This is a genomic window from Streptomyces sp. NPDC046915 (genome assembly GCF_040644935.1).
GTDB lineage: Bacteria > Actinomycetota > Actinomycetes > Streptomycetales > Streptomycetaceae > Streptomyces.
The window spans coordinates 623480-643860 of the sequence record NZ_JBEYXB010000002.1; the positions used below are offsets into that span (position 1 = coordinate 623480).

The window sequence follows — 20381 nt, forward strand, 5'->3', positions numbered from 1 at the left end:
CCGATCGGTCAGCGTGACCATAGGAGGGCCCGTGGGGGTGGTCAAGGGATGGCACACGAACGGCGGTATCCGCCAGAGGTCGGACCAATGGCGGGTTCCCGTGCCGCTACGGCAGCGTCTTGGCGTACGACTTGTCCTGGTCGGAGTCGTACACGAGCTTGCCCGCCGCGTCGTAGCCCTTGATGTGCGGCGCCCTGGTCACCTGCTGGTGCAGCGTGCCGTACGCCACGAACCAGCCGTGGTCCACGACCGTGTCGCCCTTGCCGCCCCCGTAGGAGACGGTCAGCTTGGTCACCGACGGCTTCACCGTGCCGATGATCCCCCAGCGGAACGGCAGCTTCCAGCGGCCCTTGTCGATGAACGACTGCTGGTAGAGCGCGCCGCTGTTGGCGTCCGGGTACACCGCACCGGCGTCCGGCGGAGCATCGTCGCCCATGGCGATGTTGAGCCCCTGGGCCTCACCGTCCTCGATCGTGCAGATCAGCCGGACCGGCTTCGGCACCGGGTCCTTCTTCACCGCGACCACGTGGACACCGTCTCCGGGCGCGTTGGAGTCGCCCGTGCTGTGCATGGCCAGGATGATCCGGTAGTCCGCGGCATCACCCAGGTCGACGGAGCCCATGCGGTGTTTGCCCGTCGTGTTGTAGGCGAGGCATTTCTCCAGTCCGTTCACCGCCTGCCCGAACGTGATCCCGTCCATCAACTGGCCTGTCGTGGCCGGTCGTCCGGGACCCGAAGGCGACGCGCTCGGCGAGCCGCTCGACGACCCGCTCGATGCCGCCGAGGTGCCCCGCGGGACGCTCGCGGAGGGTGCCGGGGCCGCCGTTCCGGTCCTGCCGTGCCGCCCGTCGCCCAGCGCGTACGCACCCGCCGGCAGTGCGGCCAGGGTCACCAGCACGGCCCCCACCGCCGCCACCCGCCGGCGCCGCTCCACCACGCCCCGCCGCCGGATCGTCCCGTACGGCACGGGCGGCGGCCCCATCGCGTACGCGGTCTCGCTGAGCATCCCGCGCAGCCGCCCCTCGAACTCCCCCTCGACGTCCTGCCGTTGCGTTTCCCCGCTCACCTCTCGCCTCCCTGTGCGCACGCGGTACCGCTGTGCGCCGTCGCCCTGCTGACCCGCTCGATCCGCTCGATCCGCTCGACCCGCTCGTCCTGTTCGACCTGCGCGGCCGGGAGGAGCCCCGGATGTCTGCGCAGTTTGGCCAGCGCCTTGGACGCCTGGCTCTTGACCGTGCCCGGCGAGCAGCCGAGCGCCTCGGCCACCTCCGCCTCGGACAGGTCCTCCCAGTAGCGCAGGACCACCACCGCCCGCTGTCTCGGAGGCAGTTGGGCCAGCGCGCCGACCAGCGCACCGCGCTCGTCGACCCGGGAGACGGCCTCGTCCCGCCGCGTCGTCTCCGGCGGCGCCGCGGTCAGCGCCTCGGTCACGCGCCGCTTGCGGAAGCGGTCGCTGTTGCACGTGACCAGCATCCGGCGGACGTACGCCTCCGGGTTGTCGCTGCGCGAGACGCGCCGCCACGACCGGTACGCCTTGGCCAGCGCGGTCTGCGTCAGATCCTCGGCATGGTGTGCGTCACCCGTGAGCAGATACGCCGTGCGCACCAGACGTGACCACCGCGCCCTGACGAATTCCTCGTACTGGGCCTCTTGTTCGGCCTGCATCAAGCACCCTCCTCGCTCCCCACGACCACCGAACGGGCTCATTCGGTTGCCCGGCCGGCGCGACCTGGTCCGGACGGAGTCGCGGAGAACGCGGACGCAGACCCTATGTGGTCGCCAGCACCAGTTCCTCGGCTCCCAGGGGGCGGAAGCCGTCCGTGCGGCCTGCGAAGTAGCGGTCGGTGAGGTGCGGCGCCGAGATGTGGCGGGTGGTGCGGAAGCCGGACTCCTCGGCCAGGGACAGGAGGGCCTGCGGGGTGAAGTAGCTGAGGAAGGGGGTTCCGGCCGCCGCCCCCGCCCGGGCCGCCAACTCCACCAGCGCCCGTTCCTCGGGTCCGACCAGCGCCGTCGGCAGCATGAACGACACGGCCAGCGAGGAACCCGGGGCGAGAGCCGCGGCCCGGCGCAGCGTCGCCGCGTTCGCCTCCGGGGTGAGGTAGATGCTGACGCCGGTCGACGCCACGACCGCCGGCCGCGCGCGGTCGAAGCCGGCCGCCGACAGGTTCTCCCACCAGTCCTCGCCCGCCTCGAAGTCCACCGGCACGAGGTGCAGCCACTCCGGGACGCCGTAGCCGAGGTCGAGCAGGCGCCGTCGCTTCCACGCCTGGGGCGCCGGGAGGTCCACCTCGAAGACGTCGATCCGCTCGGCGCCCGGCGGCCTGCGCTGGGCGAACGTGTCCAGCCCGGCGCCCAGCACCACGTACTGGGTGACGCCCCGGCCGGCCTGCTCCGCCACCAGGTCCTCCACGAACCGGGCCCGGGCCACGATGCTTGCCCGGCCCGAGGCCGTGAACCGAGGGTCCATCGTCGGACGGCTCCGCCACCCCGGTTCCGGCTCCGCGAGCCGGATCCCGACCTCGTCCACGAACACGTACGGCGGTGCGTCCACCTCCAGATGCAGAGCGCGCCACAGGGCCACCAGTACCGCCTGCTCGTCCATGTGCCGCTCAACGAACGACTCGTACCTTCGTCGCACTGCCGTAGACCATCGGTGGATGGCCCGTCGGGTGGTACGCCCGGCACGGTCACCGTATGGAGAAGAAGACCGAAGCAATCAGCCGGGCACGCTTCCTCGCCGGTGCGGCGGCGGCCGGGGCCGGAGCGGCGCTGCTGCCCGCGCGCCCCGCCGCGGCGACCGGACCGGCGGCGACCGCGGAGCACCGGCGCGGGCTCCGCCACCGGGGCGTCGTCTACACCGTCGGGGAGGGCGAGACCCCGGCCACCGCGTGGAGCGCCGCCCGGATGCGCGAGGACATCCGGGCCATCCGCGACGACCTGCACGCCGACACCGTCGACGTCACCGGCGACGGCGTCGAACGTCTCACGGCCACCGCCGCCGAGGCCGCCGAACGCGGACTGCACGTCTGGCTCCAGCCGACCCTCGGGGACGTCCCCGAGCGGGAGATCCTGGAGCACCTCGCCGAGTGCGGCCGGTTCGCGGAGCGGCTGCGCCGGCAGGGGGCGAGCGTCGATCTCAGCGTCGGGTGCGAGTTCATCCTGTTCGTGCCGGGTATCGTGCCGGGCGACAACGCCCTGGAACGCGTCAGGCACCTCCTCGACGGCACCTTCGACCCGGTGCGGGCGCAGCGGCTGCTCGACCGCTTCACCGCGAAGGCCGCGGCGGTCGGCCGCTCCGTCTTCCGCGGCGGTCTCAGCTACGCCGCCGCGGAGGACGACCGGGTCGACTGGCGGCTCTTCGACATCGTCGGCATCGACTACTACGGGTACTTCCCGCGCCGCGCCGACCACGTCCGGGAGCTGCGCCGCCATATGCGCCGGGGCAAGCCGCTGGCCGTCACCGAGTTCGGCACGTGCGCGTACGTCGGCGCGCCCGAGGCGGGCGGCATGGCCTGGGACATCGTCGACCACGACAAGCGGCCCGAGGAGATCAAGGGGCACCCGGTGCGCAGCGAACGCACCCAGGCCGCCTACCTCGTCGACCTGGTGGACGTCTTCGAGGCGATGGGACTGTACGCGGCGATGGCCTTCGAGTTCGTCACCCCGGACGCCCCGCACCGCCCCGGTGACCCCCGCCACGACCTCGACCTCGCGAGCTACGCCATCACCAAGCCCATCCAGGACCGCCCCGGCGACCCCCGTTCCCCCTGGCACCGGGAGCCGAAGCAGGCCTTCCACGCACTGGCCCACCGGTACGCACACGGCCGCCGGTGCGCGGGGGCGTGAGCCACGGCGGGTGATCCGCCTCCACGATCCGGTCCGGGCCACGGGCGCCGTAGGGGACAATGGACCCATGAGTCTGTTCCGCGACGACGGCATCGTGCTGCGCACCCAGAAGCTCGGTGAAGCGGACCGGATCATCACGTTGCTCACGCGAGGGCATGGGCGGGTGCGGGCGGTGGCCCGGGGGGTGCGGCGGACCAAGTCGAAGTTCGGGGCGCGGCTCGAGCCCTTCTCGCACGTGGACGTGCAGTTCTTCGCGCGGGGGAGCGAGCTGATCGGGCGCGGGCTGCCGTTGTGCACGCAGAGCGAGACCATCGCGCCGTACGGTGGCGGCATCGTCAGCGACTACGCCCGCTACACCGCCGGGACGGCCATGCTGGAGACCGCCGAGCGGTTCACCGACCACGAGGGCGAGCCGGCCGTGCAGCAGTATCTGCTGCTCGTCGGCGCCCTGCGGACGCTGGCCCGCGGCGAGCACGCACCACACCTCGTGCTCGACGCCTTCCTGCTGCGCTCGCTCGCCGTCAACGGGTACGCCCCGAGCTTCAGCGGCTGCGCGAAGTGCGGGATGCCCGGTCCGAACCGGTTCTTCTCGGTGGCCTCGGGCGGTTCCCTGTGCGTGGACTGCCGGGTGCCCGGCAGCGTCGTACCGTCGCCGGCGACCCTCGAACTGCTCGGCGCGCTGCTTACGGGAGACTGGGAGACCGCGGACGCGTGCGAGCCGCGGTACGTCCGGGAGGGCAGCGGACTGGTGTCCGCCTACCTGCACTGGCACCTGGAGCGCGGGCTGCGCTCGCTCAGGTACGTAGAGAAGTAGACCGGCAACACCGAGGGAGACGAGAAGCACATGGTGGTACGCGGAATCCTGGGGCGCCAGCGCCGCGAGTACAGGACGCCGGAGCCGCACCCGTCCGGCGCCCGTGCGCCCAAGCTCCCCGGTGAGCTCGTCCCGAACCATGTGGCGATCGTCATGGACGGCAACGGCCGCTGGGCCAAGGAGCGCGGGCTGCCGAGGACGGAAGGGCACAAGGTCGGGGCCGAGCGCGTACTGGACGTGCTCCAGGGCGCCATCGAGGTCGGCGTCGGGAGCATCTCCCTGTACGCCTTCTCCACCGAGAACTGGAAGCGCTCGCCCGACGAGGTCCGCTTCCTGATGAACTTCAACCGCGACTTCATCCGCAAGACCCGCGACCAGCTCGACGAACTCGGCATCCGGGTGCGCTGGGTGGGGCGGATGCCCAAGCTGTGGAAGTCGGTCGCCAAGGAGCTCCAGGTCGCCCAGGAGCAGACCAAGGGCAACGACCGGCTCACGCTGTACTTCTGCATGAACTACGGCGGCCGGGCCGAGCTCGCGGACGCGGCGAAGGCGCTGGCGGAGGACGTGCGGGCGGGCCGTCTCGACCCGGACAAGGTCACCGAGAAGACCGTCCAGAAGTACCTCTACTACCCGGACATGCCGGACGTGGACCTCTTCCTGCGGCCCAGCGGCGAGCAGCGCACCTCCAACTACCTGCTCTGGCAGAGCGCGTACGCCGAGATGGTCTTCCAGGACGTGCTGTGGCCGGACTTCGACCGCCGTGACCTGTGGCGCGCGTGCCTCGAGTTCGCCTCCCGCGACCGGCGGTTCGGCGGGGCCGTGCCCAACGAGCAACTGCTGGAAATGGAGCGGGACATGCGGGGACGCCCGGCCACCTCGTAGCCACCGGGGGTTCACGGAGATCGCCGACGATCCGGCCATGAAGCGTGTCGCCCCCGCCCTCGCCCTGTGCGGCCTGCTGGTCGCCGCCCTGCCCGCGCAGGCCGCCGGCCAGCAGCCCGCGCACCACGACAGCCACGAGAGTTACGGCACCAAGGCGCCGTACTCCCCGCAGCAGAGCCCGCGCACCTATCAGCGGCCGCCGGCCGGGTTCACCCCCGTCTTCACGGAGAACGTCTCCCGGCACGGCTCACGCTCCGCCACCGACAGCGAGGACGGCGACCTGATCCTCGCCCTCTGGGACAGGGCCGCGGCGGAGGGCCAACTCACCCGCAAGGGCGAGGAGTTCGGACCGGCCGTGCGAGCGCTGCTCGACGCCATGGCCGAGGTGGGGTATGGCAACCTCAGCGGGCGCGGCCGGGCGGAGATGCGGGACACGGCCACGCGCATGGCCGGCCGGCTTCCTTCCCTGTTCGCGAAGATCGCCGCCGACGGCGAGAAGATCGACGTCGTCAGCTCCGGGCAGGGGCGGGCCGTCGACAGCGCCGGCGAGTACGTGGGTGCCCTCGCCGACGCCGACCCGGCGCTGCGGCCGCTGATCGGCCCGACCCGCACGGACAAGGACCTGCTGTACTTCCACAAGGCGGCGGGCGGGGCGGCGTACCGCGACTACATCGCGAACGACCAGCGCCTGGCGAGCACGCTGAAGGGCATCACCGACCAGCCCAGGACGTACCGGGCCGCCCGCGGTGTCCTGCGGAAGATCTTCAAGGACGCCTTCGTCGAGCGGATCGCCGACGCCGACGCGGTGTCCGCCGCCGAGGCCGTCCACAACCTCTACGCCATCGCCCCGGCCATGAGCGAGGAGAGCCCGGACGGGGCGGGCTGGGGCATGGAGCGGTACATCTCGCGCTCCGACGCCGCCTGGTTCGGATACCTGGGCGACGCCGAGGACTTCTACGAGAAGGGTCCCGGCTTCTCGGACAGCGACATCACCTACAAGATGGCCGGCGTCGTCCTCGACGACTTCTTCAAGCAGGTCGAGGCCAAGCGGGACGGCACCAGCGACCTCGGCGCCGAACTCCGCTTCACCCACGCCGAGGAGATCATTCCGCTGGCCGCGCTGATGGGTCTGTCCGGGAGCACCCGGCCCGCGACGCCCGGACAGCCGTACGCCTACGCCGACAACCCCTGGCGGGGCGCGGACGTCGCCCCGCTGGGCGTCAACATCCAGTGGGACGTGTTCCGCAAGGGCGACCGGTACCTGGTCCGGATGCTCTACAACGAGAAGGCGACCGCCTTCAAGGCCGGGTGCCGTCCGGTCGCCAAGGGCAGCGAGTTCTACGAACTGGACGAACTGGAGCGCTGCTTCGGGCGGGAATAGGCCGCGCACGTGTGCGATTTAAGATCATGAGCGACTGCTCGATCTCAACGGGGGTTGGTTCCGCTTGTTCGCTTTCGTGATTCCCGCGCACAACGAAGAGGCCACGGTGGCCACGATCGTCGGCCAGGCCCTGGCGGCCGCGCGGCCCGGCGACCGGGTGCTGGTCGTGGACAGCGGCTCGACCGACGACACGGCCCGGCGGGCCCGCGAGGCCGGTGCGGAGGTGCTCAGCGGCCCGCTCGGCAAGGGCGCGGCCATGCAACTGGCCGTGTCGGCGGTGGACAGCGAGTGGACGTGCTTCCTCGACGCCGACCTCGTCACGTCGGAACGCAACGTCGCCGCGCTGCTCCGCGAGGCCGCGGCCGGCGGCACGGCGGACCATGTGGTCGGTGACTACGAGTACGACCACCCGGGCACCATCCTGGCGTCCACGTTCACCATCTACGAGCCGCTCACCGGCCGGTTCTTCCCGGAGGTCGGCTTCCACGGGGCGAACGCCCTCACGGGCTACCGCGCCGTCCGCACCCGCCTTCTGCGTGCCGCCCCGCTGCCGGCGGACTTCGGTGTCGAGACCTTCCTCAACATCTCCGTCGCCCTGTCCGGCGGGCAGGTGGACGTGTGTCACCTCGGTGTCGTCGGCAGCCGCTACCGCTTCCACGGGGGCTCGATGGCGACCGAGATAGGCACCAGGATCCTGGACCTGGCCGAGGCCCACGGGCGCCTGGACCCGGCCGACCGGCCGGAGTGGGACGAGTGGCTCCGGGCGGGGGTGGCCGCCATCGCCCCGAACACGGCGGACCAGGGCCGCTCGGCCGTGCTGGCCCGGCTGTTCAGCACCGTCCGCAGGCCGATGCCCAGCCGGTCCGGGGTCTGAGGGCGGGCCTACTCGGCGGCGCACTCCGCGCAGGTGCCGAAGATCTCCACCGTGTGCGCCACGTTCACGAACCCGTGCTCGGCCGCGATGGCGTCCGCCCACTTCTCGACCGCGGGGCCCTCGACCTCGACGGCCTTGCCGCAGACACGGCAGACGAGGTGGTGGTGGTGTTCGCCGGTGGAGCAGCGGCGGTAGACGGACTCGCCGTCGGAGGTGCGCAGGACGTCGACCTCGCCGGCGTCGGCGAGGGACTGGAGGGTGCGGTAGACCGTGGTCAGGCCGACCGAGTCGCCCTTGTGCTTGAGCATGTCGTGGAGATCCTGCGCGCTGCGGAACTCGTCGACCTCGTCGAGGGCTGCCGCCACGGCGGCACGCTGCCGGGTGGCACGGCCCTTCACGGGCGGTCCAGCGGTCGTCACCGGTTCCTCCTTCTTCGGCTCACACCAACCCGGGCCATTGTGCCAGCCTGGCCTGTGCGTGGTCAGACGCCGATCTCGTCGGCGGCCCCCCGGGAGACCGGAATCGAGCACTCCGCCGGGTCTCCGGAGGGCCGCGCGGCGGCGGCGGCCCGGGCGCGGCGGCGGGCCAGCGGAGTGGCCAGGGCGGTCAGGGCGACGAACGCCGCGATGGTCAGCAGCACGATCGTGGCGCCGGGCGGGACATCCTGGTAGTACGAGGTGACCGTACCGCCGATGGTCACGGTCACGCCCAGCGCGACGGCGACCGCGAAGGTGGCGGCGAAGCTCCGGGTGAGCTGCTGCGCGGCGGCGACCGGGACCACCATCAGCGCGGAGACCAGGATCAGGCCGACCACCCGCATGGCGACGGTGACCGTGACGGCCGCGGTGACCGCCGTGAGCAGGTTCAGGGCGCGGACGGGAAGCCCCGTGACCCGGGCGAACTCCTCGTCCTGGCTGACCGCGAACAGCTGGCGGCGCAGCCCCAGGGTCACCAGGACCACGAACCCGGCGAGCAGCGAGATGGTGGTCACGTCCGACGGGGAGACCGTCGACAACGAGCCGAAGAGGTACGAGTTCAGATTGGCGTTGGAGCCGCCGGGCGCGAGGTTGACGAACATCACGCCGCCGGCCATGCCGCCGTAGAAGAGCATGGCGAGGGCGATGTCGCCGCGGGTCCTTCCGTACCAGCGGATCAGCTCCATCAGCACCGAGCCGAGCGCGGAGACGGCGGTCGCCATCCACACCGGCGAGGTGTTCAGGAGGAAGCCGAGGCCGACCCCGGTCATCGCCACGTGCCCGATGCCGTCGCCCATGAGGGGCTGGCGGCGCTGTACGAGGTAGATGCCGATCGCGGGGGCGGTGACGCCGACCAGGACGGCGGCGAGGAGCGCGCGCTGCATGAAGGCGTAGTCGAGGAGTTCCATCAGCTCAGCAGTCCTGTGCGGAGGGGGTGGGTGCCCTCGGGTTCGTGCGGGTGGACGTGGTCGTGGCCGGGCAGGGCGTGCTGGCCCAGGGCGCGCGGGGGCGGGCCGTCGTGGGTGACGCAGCCGTCGCGCAGGACGACCGCCCGGTCGATCAGGGGCTCGAGGGGGCCCAGTTCGTGCAGGACGAGGAGGACCGTCGTACCGGTCTCGACCTGCTCGCGCAGGGTCCGCGCGAGCACCTCCTGACTGGCCAGGTCGACGCCCGCCATCGGCTCGTCCATGATCAGCAGCTCGGGTTCGGCGACCAGGGCGCGGGCGATCAGCACCCGCTGGTGCTGGCCCCCGGAGAGGGCGGTGACGGAGTCCCCGGCCCGGTCGGCCATGCCGACCAGCTCCAGGGCCCGTCGTACGGCCTCCCGGTCGGTCTTGCGGAAGAGGCCGAAGCGGGTGCGGGAGAGGCGGCCCGAGGAGACGATCTCGGTCACGGTGGCCGGGACTCCGCCCGCGGCCGTGGTGCGCTGCGGTACGTAGCCGACCCGCGCCCAGTCCCCAAAGCCGCGGCGCGGGGTGCCGAACAGCTCGATCTCGCCCGCGCTCACCGGCACCTGGCCGATGATCGTGCGGATCGCGGTCGACTTGCCGGATCCGTTCGCGCCGAGCAGCGCGACGACCTCGCCGCGGGGCACGGTGAGGTCGATGCCGCGCAGCACGGGGCGGGAGCCCAGCTCGGCGCGTACGCCGCGCAGACGTATGACGGGTTCGGTCATGGCGTCGTCCTCCGTGGCTGTCACTTGGTCCCCAGGGCCTTCTGGAGGGCCTTGAGGTTGGACTCCTGGACCGCGAAGTAGTCCTTGCCGCGGGACCTGGAGGTGATGCCCTCGATCGGGTCGAGGACGTCCGTCCGCAGCCCGGCGTCGGCGGCGACGGTCTTCGCGGTCTTGTCGCTGACGAGCGTTTCGTAGAACACGGTCGTCACGCCGTCGGCCTTCGCCACCGTCTCCAGGTTCCTGACGTGGGCGGCGCTGGGCTCGGACTCGGGGTCGAGGCCGTTGATGGCCTCCTCGGTCAGGCCGTAGCGCTCGGCGAGGTAGCCGAAGGCGGCGTGGGTGGTGAGGAAGACCTTGGTCCTCGTGTGCGCGAGGCCGTTCTTGAACTGTGCGTTCAGGTCGTCCAGCCGCTTGACCAGGGCGGCGGTGTTCTTCCGGTAGTCGGCCGCGTGCTTGGGGTCGGCCTTCTCGAAGGCCTTGCCGACGCCCTCGGCGACCTGGGCGTAGCGCACCGGGTCGAGCCAGATGTGGGGGTCGAGGCCGGCCAGTTCCTCGTTCTTGGAGGAGTCGTGCTCGGCCGCGTGGCCGCCGACCTCGTTGCCGTGCTTCTCCAGCGAGGTGAGGGAGGCGGCGTCGATCTTGGTCTTCACCTCGGACTGGGCGACCGCCTTGTCGACGGTGGGCTGGAGGTTCTTGAGGTAGAGCACCGCGTCGGACTCTTCGAGCTGCGCGGTCTGCCTGGCGCTGATCTCCAGGTCGTGCGGTTCCTGGCCGGGCAGGGTGAGACTGGTGACGTGGACGTGGCTCCCGCCGATCCGCTCGGCGAGGAAGGCCATCGGGTAGAACGACGCGACGACGTCGAACCTGTTCGTGTTGCCCGCGGCGGTCACGCTGGAGCAGGCGGAGAGGGCGGTGAGACCGAGGGCGGTGACCGCGGTCGTCGCCACCGCGGATATGAGGCGTCGTCGTACGTTCATGACAGTCATTTTCAACAAACATGGAAACCGTTGTCAACAACGGTTGAAGGGCCTACCGATTTGGTTGAGGGGGAGGCCACGCCGGTACCCTGAAGCATTCACTGGAAGCAACTCGCTTCGTCGCCCGTCGTCGTAATGAAGAGAGCACCGTGGCCGCCGACAAGATCGACACCATCGTCAACCTGAGCAAGCGCCGTGGCTTCGTATTCCCGTGCAGTGAGATCTACGGCGGACAGCGCGCCGCCTGGGACTACGGACCGCTGGGTGTCGAGCTCAAGGAGAACATCAAGCGCCAGTGGTGGCGCTACATGGTGACGTCGCGCGAGGACGTGGTCGGTATCGACTCGTCCGTCATCCTGGCCTCCGAGGTCTGGGTCGCCTCCGGCCACGTCGCCACCTTCACGGACCCGCTGACCGAGTGCACGGCGTGTCACAAGCGGTTCCGCGCCGACCACCTGGAAGAGGCGTACGAGGAGAAGAAGGGCCACGCCCCGGCCAACGGCCTGGCCGACATCAACTGCCCGAACTGCGGCAACAAGGGCCAGTTCACCGAGCCCAAGCAGTTCTCGGGTCTCCTCTCCACGCACCTCGGCCCCACGCAGGACTCCGGCTCCGTCGCCTACCTGCGCCCCGAGACCGCCCAGGGCATCTTCACCAACTTCGCCCAGGTGCAGACCACCTCGCGCCGCAAGCCGCCGTTCGGCATCGCCCAGATGGGCAAGTCCTTCCGCAACGAGATCACGCCCGGCAACTTCATCTTCCGCACCCGCGAGTTCGAGCAGATGGAGATGGAGTTCTTCGTCAAGCCGGGCGAGGACGAGAAGTGGCAGGAGTACTGGATGGAGCAGCGCTGGAACTGGTACACCGGTCTCGGCCTGCGCACCGAGAACATGCGGTGGTACGAGCACCCGAAGGAGAAGCTCTCCCACTACTCCAAGCGCACCGCTGACATCGAGTACCGCTTCCAGTTCGGCGGCAGCGAGTGGGGCGAGCTCGAGGGTGTCGCCAACCGCACCGACTACGACCTCGGCGCCCACGCCAAGGCCTCCGGCCAGGACCTCTCCTACTTCGACCAGGAGGCCGGCGAGCGCTGGACTCCGTACGTCATCGAGCCCGCGGCCGGTGTCGGCCGCACGATGCTGGCCTTCCTGCTCGACGCCTATGTCGAGGACGAGGCGCCCAACGCCAAGGGCAAGATGGAGAAGCGCACGGTGCTGCGCCTGGACCACCGTCTGGCCCCGGTGAAGGTCGCGGTGCTCCCGCTGTCCCGCAACCCGGAGCTGTCCCCGAAGGCCAAGGGCCTCGCCCAGGCGCTGCGCCAGAACTGGAACATCGAGTTCGACGACGCCGGCGCCATCGGCCGCCGCTACCGCCGCCAGGACGAGATCGGCACGCCGTACTGCGTCACCGTCGACTTCGACACGCTCGAGGACAACGCGGTCACCGTCCGCGAGCGTGACTCGATGAAGCAGGAGCGCGTGTCGCTGGACCAGATCGAGGGCTACCTCGCGGGCCGCCTGATCGGCAGCTGACGTATCCGCTGACGTATCGGCTCCACCGGTGCCGGGTCCCTCCGGGGGCCCGGCACCGGTGCGTTCGCGGGTCTCCCGGTGCCGGTGCCGGTGCCGCGCTGGGCGTCCGAGGGCGGCGATTGGCCCGGCAGCGCCGTCCGCGATTGGCCCTGTCGCCCGGCCCGCGGCGCCGACAGGGTGGGCCGCATGAGCCTCGCCTTCCTGCTGACCACCCTCGTCATCGTCGCCACTCCGGGCACGGGCGTCGTCTACACCCTCGCCGCCGGGCTCTCCCAGGGGCGTCGCGCGAGCGTCGTCGCCGCGTTCGGCTGCACGCTCGGGATCGTGCCGCACGTGCTCGCCACCGTCACCGGGGTCGCCGCGCTGCTGAACGCGAGCGCGGCGGCGTTCCAGGTCCTCAAGTACGCCGGTGTCGCCTACCTCCTGTACATGGCCTGGGCGACGGCGCGGGACAAGGAGGCGATCGCCGTGGACGACGAGGCCGCCCCGCGTTCGGCGGCGCAGGTGATCGGCCGGGCGGTGCTGGTCAACCTGCTCAACCCCAAGCTCACCATCTTCTTCTTCGCGTTCCTGCCGCAGTTCGTGAGCCCCGACGAGCCGCACGCGGTCGTCCGGATGCTGGGGCTGAGCGGGGTGTTCATGCTGGCGACGTTCGTCGTCTTCGCCGCGTACGGCGTCCTCGCCGCCTCCGTGCGCGGCCACGTCACCTCACGGCCGCGTGTGATGACCTGGCTGCGGCGGAGCTTCGCGGGGTCGTTCGTGGCGCTGGGCGCGAAGCTGGCGCTGACCGCCCGGTGAGGGTCAACGGCCTTGCAACGACTTCACGTTGTCGCCGAAGGTCCAGTTCTTCGAGCCGTCCCAGTTGACCGACCAGGTCATCAGGCCCTTGAGCGAGGTGCCGTAGTGCTTCCAGGCCTGGGAGACCAGTGAGGGCGCCATGTAGCCGCCGCCCGCGCCGGGTTGCGCGGGCAGGCCCGGCACCTGCTTGTCGTAGGGCACCTTCACGGTCGTACCCTGCACGACCAGCCCCTTGTTGAGACAGTCGGTCTGGGCGGTGAAGCCCGCGACCGTGCCCGCCGAGTAGGAGTCGCCGGAGCAGCCGTACATGCTGCCGTTGTAGTACTGCATGTTCAGCCACCACAGGCGGCCGTTGTCGGCGTACTTCTTGACGATCGGCAGGTACGCGCCCCAGATCGAGCCGTAGGTGATGCTGCCGCCGGTGACGTAGGCCGTCTCCGGGGCCATCGTCAGGCCGAAGCCCGACGGCATCTTCGCCAGCACCCCGTCGATGATGCGGATCAGGTTGGCCTGGGACGTGGAGAGCTGTGTGATGCTGCCGCTGCCGACCAGGCCGGTCTCGATGTCGATGTCGATGCCGTCGAAGTCGTACTTCTTCAGGATCGGCACGATCGTCGCGACGAACCGGTCGGCGACGGCACTGGAGGAGAGGTCGATCCCGGCCGCCGCCCCGCCGATCGACAGCAGGATCGTCTGCCCGGACGCCTTCGCCGCGCACATCTCCGCGGGCGTGGCGACCTTCACGCCCGTGTCCATGCCGTCCTCCCAGAGGGCCGTTCCGTCGGAGCGGATGACCGGGAAGGCCGCGTTGATCACGTTGTAGCCGTGCGCGGCGATGCGGGAGTCGGTGATCGGGGTCCAGCCGAAGGGCGGGTGGACCCCGTTGCCGGCGCCGTCCCAGTTCTCCCAGTAGCCCTGGAGGACCTTGCCGGCCGGGCGGGACTTCACGGCGCAGGTGTCCGCGGCGGAGGCGGTGGGCGCGGTGGCGAGGGCGAGCGGGGCGAGGACGGCCCCGGTCAGTGCGGCGGTGAGCAGGCGCAGCGTACGGCGGATCATGCGAGGCCTCCCGGTGGGGGTGCGGTGAGGTGTCGTAGGCATGACAGTGCTCGTGGTCCAGACCTTTCGTCAATAGGTCTGGACCAAAACCCCACTCGTTTGGATTGACAACTGACAGATATTGAAATCTGTCAGTTGTCATGGAAGGGTGAGGGCATGACGATGCGAACACGCGATCTCGGAACCACCGGCCCCCAGGTCTCCGCCCTCGGCCTCGGCTGCATGGGCATGTCCGCGCTCTACGGGGACGCGGACCGGACCGAGGCCATCGCCACCATCCACGCCGCCCTGGAGGCCGGCGTCACCCTGCTCGACACCGGCGACTTCTACGCCATGGGCCACAACGAGATGCTGATCGGCGAGGCCCTGCGCACCGCCCCCGCCGCCCTGCGCGGACAGGCGCTGACCAGCGTGAAGTTCGGCGCGCTGCGTGACCCGGACGGCGGCTGGAGCGGCTACGACGGCCGCCCGGCCGCCGTGAAGAACTTCGCCGCCTACTCGCTCCAGCGCCTCGGCACCGACCACATCGACGTCTACCGGATCGCCCGGGCCGACCCGGACGTACCGATCGAGGAGACCGTCGGCGCGATCGCCGAGCTGGTCGAGAAGGGGTACGTCCGGCACATCGGCCTGAGCGAGGTCGGCGCCGACACCGTCCGCCGGGCCGCCGCCACCGCGCCGATCTCGGACCTCCAGATCGAGTACTCGCTCATCTCCCGCGGCATCGAGGCGGAGGTCCTGCCGACCACCCGCGAGCTGGGCATCGCCATCACGGCGTACGGCGTCCTCTCCCGCGGTCTGATCTCCGGCCACTTCACCCCCGACCGGCAGCTCGCCCCGAACGACTTCCGGGCCCACTCGCCCCGCTTCCAGGGCGAGAACCTCCAGCACAACCTCCGCCTCGTCGAGGCGCTGCGGAAGACCGCCGAGCAGAAGGGCGTCAGCGTCGCGCAGACCGCCATCGCCTGGGTGCTCTCCCGGGGCGAGGACATCGTGCCGCTGGTCGGCGCCCGCACCCGGGAGCGGCTCACCGAGTCGCTGGGCGCGCTGGACGTCACGCTGGACGCGGCCGACCTCGCCGCGATCGAGGAGGCCGTCCCGGCGGACGCGGCGGCGGGCGACCGCTACCCGGCCGCCCAGATGGGCCACCTCGGCAGCGAGTGACACGCCGGGTACGGTTCACGACATGTCTCCGACCACCGAAGCCCTGACCGCCGAGCGCATCCTCGAAGCCACCGAGGAGGTGCTGCGCCGTCACGGCCCGGCCAAGGCCACCGTGGTGGACGTGGCCCGCGCGCTCGGCGTCAGCCACGGCAGCGTCTACCGCCACTTCCGCACCAAGGCGGCGCTGCGGGAGGCCGTGACCAAGCGGTGGCTGGACCGCACGTCGGCGACCCTGTCCGGGATCGCCGCCGACGGGGACCGCGACCCCGAGTTCCGGCTGCGCCAGTGGCTCAAGGCCCTGTTCGACGCCAAGCGCCGCAAGGCGGGCGACGACCCCGAGCTGTTCGCCACGTACATGGTGCTGGTCGACGAGAGCGGCCCGGCGGTCGCCGAGCACATCACCGACCTGACCGGCCAGCTGACCCGGATCATCGAGGCGGGCGTCGGCACGGGCGCCTTCACCGCCGCCGACCCCGCCACCGCCGCCCGCGCCGTCTTCCAGGCCACCGGCCGCTACCACGACCCGTGCTACGCCCCGGCGTGGCGGCAGTCGGGCGTGGAGGACGAGTTCACGGCGGTGGTGGACCTGCTGGTGCGCGGGCTCCGGCGCGGTTGATCGCGGTTGGTCGCGGTCAGGCGCCCGCCGCGCACCGCCAGAAGTCCCGCATCACAGGGGTCGGCTTCGGGCTCGTCATGGACACCTGGGTCAGCAGAACGGCGACCGTACCCGTGGTGGGGACCAGATGGGCCGTGGTCCCGGTGCCGCCGACCCAGCCGTAGCGGCCGGGGACGTTCCAGGGGTCGGCCGGGGTGACGTCCACCTGCGCGCCGTAGCCCCAGCCCTGGCCCTCCAGGAAGAGCGCGCCCATCTCGCGCTGGGCCGCCGAGAGATGGTTGGCCGTCATCCGGCTGACCGAGGTGGGGGTCAGCAGTGGGCGGCCCCGCCATTCGCCGCCGCCGAGCAGCATCCGGGCGAAGGCCAGCCAGTCGTCGGCCGTGGAGACGAGCCCGCTGCCGCCCGAGGGGAACTCGGGGATGCCGCTGAAGTCGCCGTCCGGGGTGCCCGTGACCTCCAGCGTGCCGTCGGCGCCGGGCCGGTAGGCCGTCGTGAAGCGTCCGCGCGCACCCGCCGGCACCTCGAACCCGGTGTCCGTCATGCCGAGCGGCTCGAAGATCCGCTCGGCCATGAAGTCCGGCAGGCTGCTGCCGGAGACCCGGGCGATCAGCACGCCCTGGATGTCGGAGCAGGTGCCGTACAGCCATGCCTCGCCCGGCTGGTACAGCAGCGGCACCGCGGCGAGCGAGGCCAGCCAGGTGTCGGGGTCCGGCCGCTCCTCCATGGCGTGGCCGATCTTCTGCACCCCGAGCAGCGCCTGGACGGCCGGGAGCGAGAAGTCGGAGTGGAGGCCCCAGCCGGCCCGGAAGCTGAGCAGGTCCTCGACGGTGACCGGGCGGGCCGCCGGGACCACGTCGTCGAGGGGGCTCGAAGGGGTCCGTACCACCACCGGCTTCGCCAGCTCCGGCAGCCAGGTGTCCACCGGGTCCTCCAGCGCGACCCGGCCCTCCTCCACCAGCATCATCAGCGCCGCCGCGGTGACCGGCTTGGTGACCGAGGCGAGCCGGAAGATCGAGTCCCGGGCCATCGGGGCGGAGCCGCCGGCGTCCATGGAGCCGACGGCCACCGCCTCGACGTCGTCCCCGCGGGCGAGCAGGCCCACCGCTCCGGGGACCGTCCCGTCGTCGACGTACCGCCGGAGCAGCTCGTGCAGATCCTGTCGTTCGCTCATCGGCCCCAGGCCTTCCGTCGCTCGCGGTCGCGGTCGTACGTACGACTCCTCCCGCGGCGGAAAGTCATCGGGCCGCCGGGCCGCCGGGCCGCTCAGGCCGCCGCGGTCGGGTCCACCGTCGCCTGGTGCGCCTCGGCCAGGTGCTCCGCGGCCCTCGCCCAGGACAGGAACGGCGCCCCCTTCCGCCAGCCGCAGGTGTCACAACTGATCGTGCGCTGCACGCCTGCGCGCCGCATTCTGACGACGTGCCGCCGGCCGTGCTGGTCCCAGCGGCTGATCTCGCTCGTGCTGTCCCGCGACATGTGCCCTCCCGTACCGGCGCCCGCGGCCCCCGACGACCAACGCCACTTGACGTTCTACGCCAACAGGGTGCCCCGGACGGGTACTTCACCGGGCTGTGTTCTGCCTCACCCGGTCGTCACCGGATCGTCCGCGGCAGCCGCAGGCTGAGCAGCCCGGTCAGGACCACCCCGGCCAGCTGCACCAGCAGCGTCGTCACCAGGGCGTCCCGCATGCCGTGGCCGGGGACGAGGGAGAGGAAGAGGGTGCCCAGGGTGGCGACGCCGAGGGCGAGGGCGGACTGCTGGGTGGTGACCATCACACCGCCGCCGACACCGGCCCGCGCGGGCGGCACCTCGGAGAGCACGATCCGCATGACGACGGGCAGTTGCAGCGCCTGGCCCGCGCCGGCGACCGCCGCGCCGGGCAGGAGTTCGATGAAGCCCAGGTCCGGCCAGTCCCGCCAGGCGGCCAGCACGATCAGCGCCACGCCCACGCCCTGGACCAGCGCCCCGGCGGTGACGACACGCGTGCCGTAGCGGGCCACCAGGCGCGGCCCGGCCAGCGAGACGATCAGGAACGCCACCGCCATCGGGGCCAGCGCCAGGCCCGCCGGGACCGGACCGAGGCCCGCGCCGCGCTGGAGGGCCACCGCGATGACGAACATGAAACCGCTGAAGCCGATGGAGAACGGCACCATCAGCACCAGCCCCCGGCGCAGCGAGGTCAGCTCGAACAGGCTCGGCGGCACCAGGGGCGTACGGCCCTGCCGGTCCGCCCGCCGCTCCACCGTGTAGAACGCCGCGGCGACACCCGGGAACGCGGCCAGCGACAGCCACGTCCACACCGGCCAGCCCGCCGCCCGGCCCTCGGTGAGCGGGGCGAGCAGCGTGAGCAGGGAGAGCGCGAGCAGCACCGTGCCGGGACCGTCGACCGGCTCGGGCTGCTGGGAGCGGGTCTCCGGGACGGCGCGGGCGGCCAGCACCAGCCCGATGACCACGACGGGCACGTTTACCAGGAACACCGAGCGCCAGCCGGTGCCCGCGATGTCGGCGGCGACCAGGACGCCGCCCAGGATCTGGCCCGCCACCATGGACAGGCCGGCGGTGGCGCCGTACAGGCTCATGGCACGGGCCCGGCGCGGGCCGGCCGTGGTCGCCTGGATGGTGGCGAGCACCTGCGGCAGCATCGCCGCCGCCGACGCGCCCTGCGCGACCCGCGCCGCGACCAGGCTCCAGGCGCCCGGCGCGAGCCCGCAGGCCAGCGAGGTCAGCCCGAAGGCGGCCATGCCGCCCAGGAAGAGCCGGCGGCGGCCGAAGAGATCGCCGAGCCGCCCGCCGACGACGAGGAGAACGGCGTACGCCACCCCGTAGCCGGCGACGACGAGTTCGAGGACGGCCTCGCCCGCGTGCAGGTCGGCGCCGATGGTGGGCAGGGCGACGTTGACGATGAAGAAGTCGATGAGGGGCAGGGACGCGGCCAGCAGGACGGTGAACAGCCCCAGCGTGCCGAGCGCCGGTGGCGCCGCCGGTGAGCGGACGGCGGGGGTCGTGACGGTTTCGGTCATGACCCCGAGCCTGCGCGCGTTCCCAGACTGGTACCAGAGTCTTCTTGTCCTGGTACCGGGAGTACCTGGCAATAGGGTCCGCGAGACGGCATGCTGGGGGCATGACGACCATGGCCCAGGAAACCACGACCCGGCCGGACAGGGGTTCGGACATCCGGCGCCACGAGCTGGCCGTCTTCCTGCGCAGCCGCCGCGAGCGCATCACGCCGGAGCAGGTGGGGCTGCCCCGGGGAGTCCGCCGCCGCACGCCCGGACTGCGCCGCGAGGAGGTCGCCCAGCTCTCCGCGGTCGGCGTCACCTGGTACACCTGGCTGGAGCAGGCCCGGGACATCCAGGTCTCCGTGCAGGTCCTCGACGCCCTGGCCCGCACCCTGATGCTGGACGCGAGCGAGCGCGCCCACCTCTTCCAGCTGGCCGGCTCGGTCGACCCGACACCCGCCTCCAGCTGCTCGGGGGTCACCCCGGCCCAGTTCGAGCTGCTGCGCCGGCTGGAGCCGGTCCCGGCCTGCATCCAGAACAGCCGGTACGACATCCTCGCCTACAACCGCACCTACGCCCGTCTGATGGGCGACCTGGACGCGGTCCCGCCCGAGGACCGCAACTGCATGCTCCTCGTCTACACCAACGAGGACTGGCGGGCCGCGATCGTGCACCTGGAGGAGACCAGGCGCCTGATGGCCGCGAAGCTGCGCGCCTCCATGGCCGGCCACCTCGGCGAGCCCGCCTGGAAGATGCTGCTCAAGCGGCTGGAGTGCGCGTCCCCGGAGTTCCGCGAGATCTGGGACCGGTACGAGGTCGTCGCCACCCGCTCCAGGATCAAGCAGTTCCTGAACCCGTACGTCGGCCTCCTCACCCTGGACCACACGGACCTGTGGCTGAACCCGGAGGCCGGGGCACGGATGGTCACGTACGTGCCCACGAACGAGGAGAGCCGGGAACGGGTGGAGAAGCTCTACGCGTTCGTCCTCGAACAGGAGACGGCCCAGCCGACCCCGGCCGCTTCCCAGACCTCGCCGGCCTGAAGCCGGCGTTCGGCGGGCCCAGGGGCCGCTGGTGAGCGCGCACCGTGAGGCGGCGGGTGGCGAGGGTGTGCGGGCCGGGTGTCCGGCGTGAGAGCAGGGTCCGGTACGAGGCCGTCGGCAGGTTCAGCCGACGCCGGCCGCTTCCCGGACCTCGTTGGACTGAAGCCGCAGGGCGGTGTGCTCGGCCGTGCGGCGGGCCCAGGGGTCGCTGGTGAGCGCGCCGAGGGTGAGGACCGTGAGGCCGCGGGTGG

Annotated in this window: 21 protein-coding genes; 10 read left to right on the forward strand and 11 right to left on the reverse strand. The window is 71.6% G+C overall.

Annotated features, from left to right (window positions below):
* Positions 1-106: 106 nt before the first annotated feature.
* The 3 genes from ABZ915_RS07515 to ABZ915_RS07525 all read right to left on the reverse strand — a co-directional run bounded on the left by ABZ915_RS07515 (position 107) and on the right by ABZ915_RS07525 (position 2602).
* Complete coding sequence (locus ABZ915_RS07515) at positions 107-1066, reverse strand: hypothetical protein (protein ID WP_361797331.1); 960 nt, start codon at positions 1064-1066, stop codon at positions 107-109.
* Positions 1063-1665, reverse strand: a complete 603-nt coding sequence (locus ABZ915_RS07520; protein ID WP_361797334.1) for a SigE family RNA polymerase sigma factor — start codon at positions 1663-1665, stop codon at positions 1063-1065. Before ABZ915_RS07520 ends, ABZ915_RS07515 begins: the two co-directional genes overlap by 4 nt.
* Positions 1666-1768: 103 nt before the next feature.
* Positions 1769-2602, reverse strand: a complete 834-nt coding sequence (locus ABZ915_RS07525) for a class I SAM-dependent methyltransferase (protein ID WP_361797336.1) — start codon at positions 2600-2602, stop codon at positions 1769-1771.
* A gap of 92 nt (positions 2603-2694) precedes the next feature.
* Here ABZ915_RS07525 and ABZ915_RS07530 point away from each other — a divergent pair, with 92 nt between their 5' ends.
* From ABZ915_RS07530 to ABZ915_RS07550, 5 genes are all read left to right on the forward strand, one after another.
* Complete coding sequence (locus tag ABZ915_RS07530) at positions 2695-3846, forward strand: abortive phage infection protein (RefSeq protein ID WP_361797339.1); 1152 nt, start codon at positions 2695-2697, stop codon at positions 3844-3846.
* Positions 3847-3913: 67 nt separating this feature from the next.
* The gene (recO, locus tag ABZ915_RS07535) at positions 3914-4660 is read left to right on the forward strand and encodes a DNA repair protein RecO (protein WP_361797342.1); all 747 of its coding nucleotides are present in this window, start codon (positions 3914-3916) and stop codon (positions 4658-4660) included.
* A gap of 30 nt (positions 4661-4690) precedes the next feature.
* Positions 4691-5542, forward strand: a complete 852-nt coding sequence (locus tag ABZ915_RS07540; protein ID WP_361797345.1) for an isoprenyl transferase — start codon at positions 4691-4693, stop codon at positions 5540-5542.
* Positions 5543-5579: 37 nt separating this feature from the next.
* Positions 5580-6923, forward strand: a complete 1344-nt coding sequence (locus ABZ915_RS07545) for a histidine-type phosphatase (protein ID WP_361797348.1) — start codon at positions 5580-5582, stop codon at positions 6921-6923.
* 64 nt (positions 6924-6987) lie between these two features.
* Positions 6988-7797: a glycosyltransferase gene (locus ABZ915_RS07550; RefSeq protein ID WP_361797351.1), complete on the forward strand. Its 810-nt coding sequence runs from the start codon at positions 6988-6990 to the stop codon at positions 7795-7797.
* An 8-nt stretch (positions 7798-7805) separates the two neighbouring features.
* On the opposite strand, the gene ABZ915_RS07555 is transcribed toward ABZ915_RS07550, so the two are convergent.
* The 4 genes from ABZ915_RS07555 to ABZ915_RS07570 all read right to left on the reverse strand — a co-directional run bounded on the left by ABZ915_RS07555 (position 7806) and on the right by ABZ915_RS07570 (position 10925).
* Positions 7806-8216, reverse strand: a complete 411-nt coding sequence (locus ABZ915_RS07555) for a transcriptional repressor (protein ID WP_361797354.1) — start codon at positions 8214-8216, stop codon at positions 7806-7808.
* 62 nt (positions 8217-8278) lie between these two features.
* Positions 8279-9181, reverse strand: coding sequence for a metal ABC transporter permease (locus tag ABZ915_RS07560; RefSeq protein ID WP_361797357.1), 903 nt, complete (start codon positions 9179-9181; stop codon positions 8279-8281).
* On the reverse strand, positions 9181-9948 hold the full coding sequence (locus ABZ915_RS07565) for a metal ABC transporter ATP-binding protein (RefSeq protein ID WP_361797360.1): 768 nt from the start codon (positions 9946-9948) through the stop codon (positions 9181-9183). The genes ABZ915_RS07560 and ABZ915_RS07565 overlap by 1 nt, the downstream gene beginning before the upstream one ends.
* Before the next feature lie 20 nt (positions 9949-9968).
* A complete protein-coding gene (locus ABZ915_RS07570) occupies positions 9969-10925 on the reverse strand; it encodes a metal ABC transporter substrate-binding protein (RefSeq protein WP_361797364.1) in 957 nt (318 codons plus the stop codon).
* A gap of 149 nt (positions 10926-11074) precedes the next feature.
* Between ABZ915_RS07570 and ABZ915_RS07575 the strand changes: the two genes are divergently transcribed.
* Together ABZ915_RS07575 and ABZ915_RS07580 are read left to right on the forward strand one after the other, a co-directional pair.
* Entirely contained in the window at positions 11075-12457 is a 1383-nt protein-coding gene (locus tag ABZ915_RS07575; RefSeq protein WP_361797367.1) for a glycine--tRNA ligase, read from the forward strand.
* 186 nt (positions 12458-12643) lie between these two features.
* A complete protein-coding gene (locus tag ABZ915_RS07580) occupies positions 12644-13255 on the forward strand; it encodes a LysE family translocator (RefSeq protein WP_361797370.1) in 612 nt (203 codons plus the stop codon).
* A gap of 3 nt (positions 13256-13258) precedes the next feature.
* Here the strand turns inward: ABZ915_RS07580 and ABZ915_RS07585 are convergent, their stop codons facing one another.
* On the reverse strand, positions 13259-14311 hold the full coding sequence (locus tag ABZ915_RS07585; protein WP_361797373.1) for a chitinase: 1053 nt from the start codon (positions 14309-14311) through the stop codon (positions 13259-13261).
* Between the two features lie 156 nt (positions 14312-14467).
* Here ABZ915_RS07585 and ABZ915_RS07590 point away from each other — a divergent pair, with 156 nt between their 5' ends.
* Together ABZ915_RS07590 and ABZ915_RS07595 are read left to right on the forward strand one after the other, a co-directional pair.
* Positions 14468-15475, forward strand: coding sequence for an aldo/keto reductase (locus ABZ915_RS07590; RefSeq protein WP_361797376.1), 1008 nt, complete (start codon positions 14468-14470; stop codon positions 15473-15475).
* Positions 15476-15497: 22 nt separating this feature from the next.
* Entirely contained in the window at positions 15498-16091 is a 594-nt protein-coding gene (locus ABZ915_RS07595; protein ID WP_361797379.1) for a TetR family transcriptional regulator, read from the forward strand.
* 16 nt (positions 16092-16107) lie between these two features.
* On the opposite strand, the gene ABZ915_RS07600 is transcribed toward ABZ915_RS07595, so the two are convergent.
* The 3 genes from ABZ915_RS07600 to ABZ915_RS07610 form a co-directional block, all read right to left on the reverse strand.
* Positions 16108-17262: a serine hydrolase domain-containing protein gene (locus tag ABZ915_RS07600; RefSeq protein ID WP_361797382.1), complete on the reverse strand. Its 1155-nt coding sequence runs from the start codon at positions 17260-17262 to the stop codon at positions 16108-16110.
* 92 nt (positions 17263-17354) lie between these two features.
* Positions 17355-17564 (reverse strand): hypothetical protein, encoded by a 210-nt coding sequence (locus ABZ915_RS07605; RefSeq protein ID WP_361797385.1) that lies wholly within the window; start codon positions 17562-17564, stop codon positions 17355-17357.
* A gap of 116 nt (positions 17565-17680) precedes the next feature.
* Entirely contained in the window at positions 17681-19108 is a 1428-nt protein-coding gene (locus tag ABZ915_RS07610) for an MFS transporter (RefSeq protein WP_361797388.1), read from the reverse strand.
* A gap of 101 nt (positions 19109-19209) precedes the next feature.
* Between ABZ915_RS07610 and ABZ915_RS07615 the strand changes: the two genes are divergently transcribed.
* Positions 19210-20130 carry a helix-turn-helix transcriptional regulator gene (locus tag ABZ915_RS07615; RefSeq protein WP_361797391.1) on the forward strand — a complete coding sequence of 307 codons (921 nt, stop codon included), beginning with the start codon at positions 19210-19212 and terminating at the stop codon, positions 20128-20130.
* Positions 20131-20381 lie beyond the last annotated feature (251 nt).

What these genes read in the sequence shown, in the direction of transcription:
- ABZ915_RS07520 (WP_361797334.1), bottom strand. Translation starts at nt 1,665, where the DNA reads ATGCAGGCCGAACAAGAGGCCCAGTACGAGGAATTCGTCAGGGCGCGG.
- ABZ915_RS07525 (WP_361797336.1), bottom strand. Translation starts at nt 2,602, where the DNA reads ATGGACGAGCAGGCGGTACTGGTGGCCCTGTGGCGCGCTCTGCATCTG.
- ABZ915_RS07530 (WP_361797339.1), top strand. Translation starts at nt 2,695, where the DNA reads ATGGAGAAGAAGACCGAAGCAATCAGCCGGGCACGCTTCCTCGCCGGT.
- recO (WP_361797342.1), top strand. Translation starts at nt 3,914, where the DNA reads ATGAGTCTGTTCCGCGACGACGGCATCGTGCTGCGCACCCAGAAGCTC.
- ABZ915_RS07540 (WP_361797345.1), top strand. Translation starts at nt 4,691, where the DNA reads ATGGTGGTACGCGGAATCCTGGGGCGCCAGCGCCGCGAGTACAGGACG.
- ABZ915_RS07545 (WP_361797348.1), top strand. Translation starts at nt 5,580, where the DNA reads ATGAAGCGTGTCGCCCCCGCCCTCGCCCTGTGCGGCCTGCTGGTCGCC.
- ABZ915_RS07560 (WP_361797357.1), bottom strand. Translation starts at nt 9,181, where the DNA reads ATGGAACTCCTCGACTACGCCTTCATGCAGCGCGCGCTCCTCGCCGCC.
- ABZ915_RS07565 (WP_361797360.1), bottom strand. Translation starts at nt 9,948, where the DNA reads ATGACCGAACCCGTCATACGTCTGCGCGGCGTACGCGCCGAGCTGGGC.
- ABZ915_RS07570 (WP_361797364.1), bottom strand. Translation starts at nt 10,925, where the DNA reads ATGAACGTACGACGACGCCTCATATCCGCGGTGGCGACGACCGCGGTC.
- ABZ915_RS07580 (WP_361797370.1), top strand. Translation starts at nt 12,644, where the DNA reads ATGAGCCTCGCCTTCCTGCTGACCACCCTCGTCATCGTCGCCACTCCG.
- ABZ915_RS07585 (WP_361797373.1), bottom strand. Translation starts at nt 14,311, where the DNA reads ATGATCCGCCGTACGCTGCGCCTGCTCACCGCCGCACTGACCGGGGCC.
- ABZ915_RS07590 (WP_361797376.1), top strand. Translation starts at nt 14,468, where the DNA reads ATGACGATGCGAACACGCGATCTCGGAACCACCGGCCCCCAGGTCTCC.
- ABZ915_RS07595 (WP_361797379.1), top strand. Translation starts at nt 15,498, where the DNA reads ATGTCTCCGACCACCGAAGCCCTGACCGCCGAGCGCATCCTCGAAGCC.
- ABZ915_RS07600 (WP_361797382.1), bottom strand. Translation starts at nt 17,262, where the DNA reads ATGAGCGAACGACAGGATCTGCACGAGCTGCTCCGGCGGTACGTCGAC.
- ABZ915_RS07605 (WP_361797385.1), bottom strand. Translation starts at nt 17,564, where the DNA reads ATGTCGCGGGACAGCACGAGCGAGATCAGCCGCTGGGACCAGCACGGC.
- ABZ915_RS07610 (WP_361797388.1), bottom strand. Translation starts at nt 19,108, where the DNA reads ATGACCGAAACCGTCACGACCCCCGCCGTCCGCTCACCGGCGGCGCCA.
- ABZ915_RS07615 (WP_361797391.1), top strand. Translation starts at nt 19,210, where the DNA reads ATGACGACCATGGCCCAGGAAACCACGACCCGGCCGGACAGGGGTTCG.